Origin of the sequence: Lacinutrix sp. (genome assembly GCF_023299985.1) — a bacterium.
Lineage (GTDB): Bacteria > Bacteroidota > Bacteroidia > Flavobacteriales > Flavobacteriaceae > Lacinutrix.
Genome location: NZ_JALZVX010000086.1, coordinates 1 through 2,821, shown reverse-complemented (window position 1 = coordinate 2,821; position 2,821 = coordinate 1). Strand labels below are relative to the sequence as shown.

General features: G+C 30.5%; 5 protein-coding genes. 3 read left to right on the top strand and 2 right to left on the bottom strand.

Going from position 1 to position 2,821, the window contains the following annotated elements:
* Together Q0C58_RS04380 and folP are read right to left on the bottom strand one after the other, a co-directional pair.
* Positions 1-554: diadenylate cyclase (locus Q0C58_RS04380; RefSeq protein ID WP_290698014.1), on the bottom strand; the 554-nt coding region annotated here is incomplete at its 3' end.
* Between the two features lie 50 nt (positions 555-604).
* The gene (gene folP, locus Q0C58_RS04375) at positions 605-1,429 is read right to left on the bottom strand and encodes a dihydropteroate synthase (protein ID WP_290698013.1); all 825 of its coding nucleotides are present in this window, start codon (positions 1,427-1,429) and stop codon (positions 605-607) included.
* A gap of 102 nt (positions 1,430-1,531) precedes the next feature.
* Here folP and Q0C58_RS04370 point away from each other — a divergent pair, with 102 nt between their 5' ends.
* From Q0C58_RS04370 to Q0C58_RS04360, 3 genes are all read left to right on the top strand, one after another.
* Entirely contained in the window at positions 1,532-2,083 is a 552-nt protein-coding gene (locus Q0C58_RS04370; RefSeq protein ID WP_290698012.1) for a DUF1599 domain-containing protein, read from the top strand.
* Positions 2,084-2,137: 54 nt separating this feature from the next.
* Entirely contained in the window at positions 2,138-2,491 is a 354-nt protein-coding gene (locus Q0C58_RS04365; protein ID WP_290698016.1) for a four helix bundle protein, read from the top strand.
* A gap of 84 nt (positions 2,492-2,575) precedes the next feature.
* A partial coding sequence (locus Q0C58_RS04360) for a MauE/DoxX family redox-associated membrane protein (protein ID WP_290698011.1) occupies positions 2,576-2,821 on the top strand: 246 nt, incomplete at its 3' end.

The window sequence follows — 2,821 nt, the reverse complement described above, 5'->3', positions numbered from 1 at the left end:
ATAATTATTGCACCATCGTGAAGCGGACTGTTTTTAAAGAAGATGCTCTCGATAATAGGTTGCGTAACTTTAATATTCATTTCGTCTCCTGTGGTTACCAAAAAATCGAGATTATTATTACGTTCTAACACTATTAAAGCACCAGTTTTTGTGGTGGACATTTTATTACATGCAGCAATAATGGTATCTATATCTGTGGATGAAGTGGAAACATTATCTATTTTTAAAAACTTAATATGCTTTAAAAACCCACGCTTGCTTGCAAAGTTTGTAGAACCAATCATTAACAAGAATTTTCTAACTTCCTGCTGAAAAACCACTATTAATGCTATAAAACCAACACTAATAAAACCACCAAGAATTTTAGTAAGCAATACCATTTGTAGCGCTTCTACTATTAAATAAATGAAATAGATAAACACAATGCCAAGAAAAATATTAATAGCTACTGTTCCTCTTACTAATCTATAGATATAGAATAAAAGTAAGGCTACTAGGAAGACGTCTATCCAATCTTTAATGCCGAAGTTTAAAATGTTATCGAAAATTTCCAATAGAAAGTGGTTTTTGTAAATTTAGTAAAAATGAATTAAATTCTGAATGACTAATTTTTAAGTCTATTAAAAAGCGTCACACATTCTACAGCTTCTTTAACATCGTGAACACGTAAAATACTAGCACCTTTTAGTAAAGCGATCATGTTTAAAGCAGTTGTGCCATTTAAAGCTTCGGTTGCAGAAGTTTCTAGTGTTTTGTAAATCATAGATTTTCTAGATATTCCAGCTAACAAAGGTAAATCGGTTATTTTAAAACCTTCTAATTGGTTTAGTAACTCAAAATTTTGTTCCAATGTTTTAGCAAAGCCAAAACCTGGATCTATAATAATATCTTTAATTCCTAATGCTCTCGCTGAGGTTATTCTTTCAGAAAAATAAAAAAGAATGTCTTTTAACAGATTACCGTAATCTGTTTGTTGTTGCATTGTTTTAGGAGTGCCTCGCATATGCATCATAATATAAGGCGCATTAATATTTGCAACGGTTTCTAACATTTTACCATCTAAATGTCCTGCAGAAATATCGTTTACCAAAGCAGCACCTTTTTCAATGCATTGCTTTGCTACTTCAGCACGAAACGTATCTATAGAAATTATAATATCTGGAAACTGTTTGGTTAATAAATCTATAATTGGCAATATACGTTGGAGTTCTTCATCTAGAGAAACTTCATCTGCATTTGGCTTGGAGCTGTAAGCACCAACATCTATAAAAGTGGCACCATCATCAAGCATTTTTTGTACTTGATTAATAATATTGGATTCGTCTTTATAATATCCACCATCATAAAAAGAATCTGGAGTAACATTAAGAATACCCATTACTTTTGGTGTGGATAAATCGATAAGTTTGCCTTTGCAATTAATGGTCATTGATACCTTTAAGTTTGTTGTTTATAGCACATTTAAAAAGTATAAACGTGAAACCTTGAATTTTAAACAATTTTATGCGAAATTTACGGAAATTTGAATTAAATGGCGAAAGATACTTCAAAACAATACGATGCAGTTATAGAAACATGTCGCAGTCTGTTTATTAACAAGATGAGTGACTATGGAAGTGCTTGGCGAATATTAAGATTGCCATCGCTTACAGACCAGATTTTTATTAAGGCGCAACGCACAAGAAGTTTGCAACAAAATAATGTTAGAAAGGTTGACGAAGGTGAACAAAGCGAGTTTATTGGTATTATAAATTACTGCATTATGGCACTTATTCAATTAGAAAAAGGTGTAGTGGAGCAACCAGATTTATCTACAAAACAGGCAACTGTTTTTTACGATCAAAAAGTAGCTATTACCAAACAATTAATGCAAGATAAAAACCATGATTATGGTGAAGCTTGGCGAGATATGCGTGTAAGTTCTCTAACCGATTTAATTTTGCAAAAACTTTTAAGAGTCAAACAAATTGAAGATAATGCAGGCAAAACCATTGTTAGCGAAGGTATAGATGCTAATTATCAAGACATGATTAATTATGCGATTTTTGCGATGATTCACTTAACGAGCGTAAATTCCAAATAACAAAAACTAAATTCCAATACTATTGAGGTTAAACTCAAATAATAAATTTAAAACCTGAGTAACGAAAAAACATATAATTTAGAACAACGCACTTATGAATTTGCTAGAGACTGTCGTTTTTTAATTAGAAATTTGTACAAGACTATTTCAAATATAGAAGATGGAAAACAATTAGTTAGGTCTTCTGGTTCTGTTGGTGCAAATTATATTGAAGCCAATGAAAAGCTTGGAGATAAAGATTTAAAATTTAGATTAAAAATTTCAAGAAAAGAAGCAAAAGAAAGTGAGTATTGGTTAAAGTTGTTGAGAGATTTAAATGAAGATAAAATTAAAGAATTAGAACAATTAATAGATGAAGCTTCAGAATTACGAAAAATTCTGTCAGCAATAATTAATAAATTGAAATAGAATCCAAATTTAGAAGAACTGAGTGAACCCTTTGGAATTTAGTTTTTGTTATTTGGAATTTAAAATTTTTATAAAAATAATATTATGAAATACTTAGTACACATTTGTAGAATACTCGTTGGAGGATTATTCATTTTTTCTGGAATGATTAAGCTTAACGATCCCTTAGGTTTCTCTTATAAGCTTCAAGAATACTTTAGTTCAGACGTTTTAAACCTTCCTTTTTTAGATCCTTATGCTTTGGGTATTTCGGTATTTGTGGTGGTTTTAGAAGTTGTGTTAGGTGTTTTTCTTTTAATAGGCTACAAACGTAAATTTACGGTTTACATG